The 5,090-nt window shown below is 48.6% G+C and carries 5 protein-coding genes and 1 pseudogene; 2 read left to right on the plus strand and 4 right to left on the minus strand.

Annotated elements, in window-relative coordinates; all coding sequences use genetic code 11:
• Both Q0372_RS07055 and Q0372_RS07060 read left to right on the plus strand, forming a co-directional pair.
• A partial coding sequence (locus Q0372_RS07055; RefSeq protein WP_298104261.1) for an MMPL family transporter occupies positions 1-1,250 on the plus strand: 1,250 nt, incomplete at its 5' end.
• Positions 1,251-1,597: 347 nt separating this feature from the next.
• Positions 1,598-2,251 carry a hypothetical protein gene (locus Q0372_RS07060; RefSeq protein WP_297894418.1) on the plus strand — a complete coding sequence of 218 codons (654 nt, stop codon included), beginning with the start codon at positions 1,598-1,600 and terminating at the stop codon, positions 2,249-2,251.
• 156 nt (positions 2,252-2,407) lie between these two features.
• Here the strand turns inward: Q0372_RS07060 and trxB are convergent, their stop codons facing one another.
• The 4 genes and pseudogenes from trxB to Q0372_RS07080 form a co-directional block, all read right to left on the minus strand.
• On the minus strand, positions 2,408-3,352 hold the full coding sequence (gene trxB / locus Q0372_RS07065) for a thioredoxin-disulfide reductase (protein ID WP_298104265.1): 945 nt from the start codon (positions 3,350-3,352) through the stop codon (positions 2,408-2,410).
• Positions 3,353-3,462: 110 nt separating this feature from the next.
• Positions 3,463-3,777 carry a thioredoxin gene (gene trxA / locus Q0372_RS07070; protein ID WP_291938377.1) on the minus strand — a complete coding sequence of 105 codons (315 nt, stop codon included), beginning with the start codon at positions 3,775-3,777 and terminating at the stop codon, positions 3,463-3,465.
• 70 nt (positions 3,778-3,847) lie between these two features.
• Positions 3,848-4,186, minus strand: a complete 339-nt coding sequence (locus Q0372_RS07075; protein ID WP_298104270.1) for a YraN family protein — start codon at positions 4,184-4,186, stop codon at positions 3,848-3,850.
• A 1-nt stretch (position 4,187) separates the two neighbouring features.
• Positions 4,188-5,021: pseudogene (locus Q0372_RS07080) on the minus strand (homoserine dehydrogenase); the annotation flags it as partial.
• Between the last annotated feature and the right edge of the window lie 69 nt (positions 5,022-5,090).

Genomic DNA, 5,090 nt, shown 5'->3' on the forward strand with positions numbered 1-5,090 from the left:
ACGCGGGGCGTAAGATCAAGGCGGATGCTTGCTTTAAGGTTATCGGCGAGAGCGAAAATTCTGCAAGCGGCAGCGCAAATTTTAAGAGAGGCGAAAATTCCAATCCCGCAGGGCAAAATTCTATCGTGCAAAATTCCGCTACTCAGAATTCTACCGCCACGGCGCAAAATTTAAATGATAAAAATTTGTCCGAGCAAGGCCCCGCTGCGGCAACACAACCAAGCGACGCCGCAAATTCGGATCAAATCCACGCCGCAAATTTAGAGCAAAATTCCACCGCGAGCGACGATTTTGGCGATTTCGAAGCCGAGTACGCCGCTAACGAAAACAAGCCGCAGTATTGGTTCACCTCCGAAAAGATGCGTATCATCAGCAAAATAGATGATTTTTTGAAGGACAAAAACGTCGCCGGGCACGAGTTTATCGGCAACGTAAGCTCGCTCGCATCGCTTTTAAAGCTCGGCAAGCAGATTAATCAGGGGCGCGATCTGGACGATCTGAGCCTTGCTCTAATCTACTCTGAAATGCCCGCAAACTACCGCGAATTGGTGCTTTCGCCCTTTGTAAATATCGAAGCGAACGAGGCGCACTTTAGCATCCGCACGATAGATAGCGATCCACGCTTGCGCAGAGCGAAATTCCTAAAAGATCTACAAAGCGGGCTAAATTCTTTGCTCGAGGGCGAGCAGGCAAGCGCACAGATCAGCGGCATAATGGTGCTTTACAACAATATGCTTCAAAGCCTGATGAGCTCGCAGATAGGCACTCTGGGTATTACCGTGCTCGTGCTTTTCGTGCTTTTCGTGATCATCTTTCGCTCGTTTTCATACGCACTTATCGCGATCGTCGTAAATTTAATTCCGCTTTGCGCCTGCTTCGGCATTATGGGGGTTGCGAGCATTCCACTAGATATCATGAGTATCACGATAGCGGCGATTAGCATCGGTATCGGCGTTGACGACGTCATCCACTATATCTATCGCTACAAGCGGGAGTTTGCGCGCCTGGGCGACGAGGCCGCGGCAATCCGCGCGAGCCACGCAAGTATCGGATACGCGATGTATTATACGTCGTTTGCGATCATTTTGGGATTCAGCGTGATGATGATGAGCAATTTCTGGCCTACGATCTACTTCGGGATGTTAATATGTCTGGTGATGAGCCTGCTGCTTTTGGGCGCACTCATAATCCTGCCGTCGCTAATAATGAGCCGAAAGGGCTTAAAATTTAGCCTCTTTAAAGCTAAATAAATTTTATCTCGCTATAATTCCCGCATTTGGAGAGGATGGCGACCTGGTGGCGTCTGCGGACTTCAAATCCGATAGGAGGGCGGTTGACCGTTTTCCGGGGGGTTCGATTCCCTCCCTCTCTCGCCGAATTCTTTTAAAATTCTATCTTTAAATTTTATCTTTCACGCTTTTAGCCACGTACTTCGCGAATTTATATCAAATTTCGGCTCTAAATTTATCCGTTATTAAACAGAGATGGATAGCATTGCTCGTTAACTTTTCTTGAAGGAGCGCGTATAAAATACGCATTAGGTGCTGCGCTTGCGGCATTTATTTTTGCAGGATGTGGCGATGACGATGTGGGGCTTGTGAAAAACTATACTTTGCCTGATTTCAAGTCGATGAGTATTGGCACGGCGATCGAGGGCTCGAAAATCTGCAAAAATATCACGTGGAGCAAAGAGGAAAACGGCGGATTAAAGACGGTTAAGATGGTCTGCGACGTGGATGTAGAGCAGAGACTTAAATCATATAAACAAGAGATGTTGGACTCATCTTTAAAAAGAGTTATGACTTTTTATGAGGGCAAGGCTTACGACGCGCAAGGCTTGTTTAAGCTGGCAAAAGAATACTGCAAGCTAAACGAAGCCAAATTCCAAGAAACGCTTAAAACCAAAGGCAAAATAGAATTTGAAGAAGAATGGAAGTCGGTCGATTGCGACGACAAACTAAAAGGGGAGATACTAAAAGAAAGCAATACCGAAATCTACATAGACTCTATTATGGAGTGCTTAAAAGCAGCCATTTATTACTCGCAAATAACCGCAGAACAATTGGACGCGAGCTTCGGACATAAAGAAGGCGGATCATCAAAGCTTGCTATCGAGCTAAATTTTATCGTAAATGAGGGTAAAAGCGTAAATCTGTCTGATAAATTTAAACTTATCACGAATGGCAAAGAAGATCCCGTGAATAAAATGAAGTCAAAAGATGTCATAGCAGGCTTCTACGAAAGGCAATAAGCGCCTCATCTCGCGGCTAAATTTGATGAAATTTTAAAATTTAGCCGCCTTTTTATATCAAAATTTCATTCAAAATTTTATGTGAAGTTTTAAATTTAAAGCGCGGCGGAATCAATTTCGCCTGCCGCGCCGTGAAATTTTCCGCCGAATACAAGCTTATTTATCGTGTCCTTGCAGATACGCAATCGCGCTAAGTGCGGCAACCGCGCCGTCGCCTGCCGCGCAGACGACCTGTTTAGGCGCATCCTGTCTCATATCGCCCGCCGCAAATAGCCCGTGCACGCTTGTTTGCATCTTTAAATTTACCGCGACCTGTCCGCCAGGCGTGATGTCGCAGATGAACTTGCCATCATCGCCCTTTAGCACCTCGTTTCGCACGTCAAGCCCCACGAATACGAAGATCCCAGGCAGCTGCAGCTCGCGCGTGGCGCCGCTGGTTTTATCCTTGACGACGACGCCCGTTACGCCGCTTGCATCGCCCTTGATCTGCTCTACGAGCGCGTTTGTGATGAGCTCGATATTCTCACTTTCGCGCACCTTTTGCACTGTCGAAGGCGCAGCACGAAATTCGTCGCGGCGGTGGATCAGATAGACTTTAGAGCAAATTTTAGCCAGATACAGCGCCTCCTCTAGCGCCGTATCGCCGCCGCCGAGGACGGCAACCTCTTTGCCCTTGTAAAAAAAACCGTCGCAGGTCGCGCAGGTACTGACGCCGCGACCGAAAAACTCATCCTCGCCCTCGATCCCCGCGCGGCGCGGAGTAGAGCCCGTAGCGACAATAACGGTACGCGCGCGTCGTGTTTGATCGCCCTCGAGATAGATAGTAAAATTCCCGTCGCCGTCTTTTGAGACGCGCAGCACGCGCACCATCTCGTGCTTCAGCCCGAAGCGGAAGCACTGCTCCTGCCAAGGCGCCATAAAGCTCATCCCGTCGGTCACCGCGGCGACGCCCGGGTAGTTTTCCATCTCGGAGCTTGAGGTGATCTGCCCGCCGGGCATCCCCATCTCAAACATCACGACATCTTTTAAACCGCCTCTTGTAGCATAAAGCCCCGCCGCTAGCCCCGCAGGACCGCCACCGATAATTGCTAAATCTAACATTTTTTCTCCTTAATTATTTTATTAAGTAAAGCCGCGAGCGTTAAATTTACGAATTTAATTAATAAAATGATGAGCGAGAGGAGAAAGGGCGAAAGCCGCCCTTTTGAAATTTACAGAAGCGAGTTTAGCTTGTCGGCTATGATCTGCTTGGATTGCGCGCCGATGAGCTGAGCTTTTAGCTCGCCGTCTTTGAAAAATAGAATCGTAGGGATCGAGCGCACACCGAACCGCACCGCCAAATCCTGCGCTTCGTCGGTATTTACTTTGCAAATTTTAGCCTTGCCCTCGTAATCGTTCGCAAGCTCCTCGATGATCGGGGCGATCATACGGCACGGCCCGCACCAAGGTGCCCAAAAATCGACTAGCGCGACACCCTCTTTAATAACGTCGAAATTCTCCGAAGTAAGCTCTATATACTTTCCCATAATGTTCTCCTTGTGTTAAAATTCCGCGGATTATAGTTCATTATCTTAAATAAATAATAAAAATTCTAATTCAAAAAGATATGTTGGCGATAAATTTTATCTGCTTTGGATAAATTTCCACGACGTCGATCTGCCACGGCTCGTCCGTATCGCAGCTCATCAGATAAAATTCCGCCGCCTTTAAAATTTTAGCCATCTTGACGCCCGTCACGCGCTCTGCAGCGTCGTAATCGCCGCTCGTGGCCTTCACCTCGACGAAGTGCAAAATTCCGCCCTTACGCGCGATTATGTCGATCTCGCCGAAACGGCAGCGGAAATTTCGCTTTAAAATTTCAAACCCTTCGCCGCGTAAAAATTCTGCCGCACGGTTCTCGCAGGCAAAGCCGAAAATGTATTCTTTTAAGCTCAACTTAGCTTTCGATCCTGATCATAAAAGGCTTTTGCGTGATGAAATTTTCGCCGTTAATTACGCTTATTGCGCGCTTTATGTCCTTCTCGCAGCACGTATGCGTCGTGAAAAACAGCGTCACTTCCTCATCCGTTTTGAGCTTCGGCTTTTGCAAAAAGCTGTCGATCGAAAGATCGTTTAAGCTCATAATGTTCGTAAGCTTCGCGAGCACGCCCTTCTCGTCGCGCACGCGCAGCCTGAAATAATACTTCGTGCGGATCTGCTCGCTCGGCAGAATTTGCATAAAATTTTCACTCGGCAAAATTTTATATCCGAGCATCGGATTTTTATTATCGCGCGCAATGTCGATGAGATCGCTTATAACCGCACTTGCCGTAGCGCTTCCGCCGGCGCCAGGGCCGTAATACATACTCTCGCCGACGCAGTCTCCGTAGATGCTCACGCCGTTCATCACGCCGTCTACTTTTGAGAGCATTTGATCCTTTGAAATGAGCGCGGGATGGACGCGCAGCTCGACTTTATTGTCGCATGCGCGCTTAGCCACCGCAAGCAGCTTGATTATAAAATCAAATTCGCGCGCAAAATAGATATCCTCCTGCGTGATCTCCTCGATCCCCTCGATTAGGATATCTTCGGGGTCGCCGTGCACGCCGTATGCGATGCTAGCTAAGATCAAAAGCTTATGCGCCGCGTCGAACCCGCCGATGTCAAAGCTTGGATCGGCTTCGGCGTAACCAAGCTCTTGAGCTCGCTTTAGCGCGTCCTCAAATTTCTCGTTTTTTTGCATCATATTAGTAAGGATAAAGTTGCTCGTGCTAGCCAGGATGGTCTCGATCTCCTGACCTCATGATCCGCCTGCCTCGGCCTCCCAAAGCCACCGTGCCCGGCCTGCCCCTTATCGCTC

This window comes from uncultured Campylobacter sp. (assembly GCF_937997405.1).
Classification (GTDB): Bacteria; Campylobacterota; Campylobacteria; order Campylobacterales; family Campylobacteraceae; genus Campylobacter_B.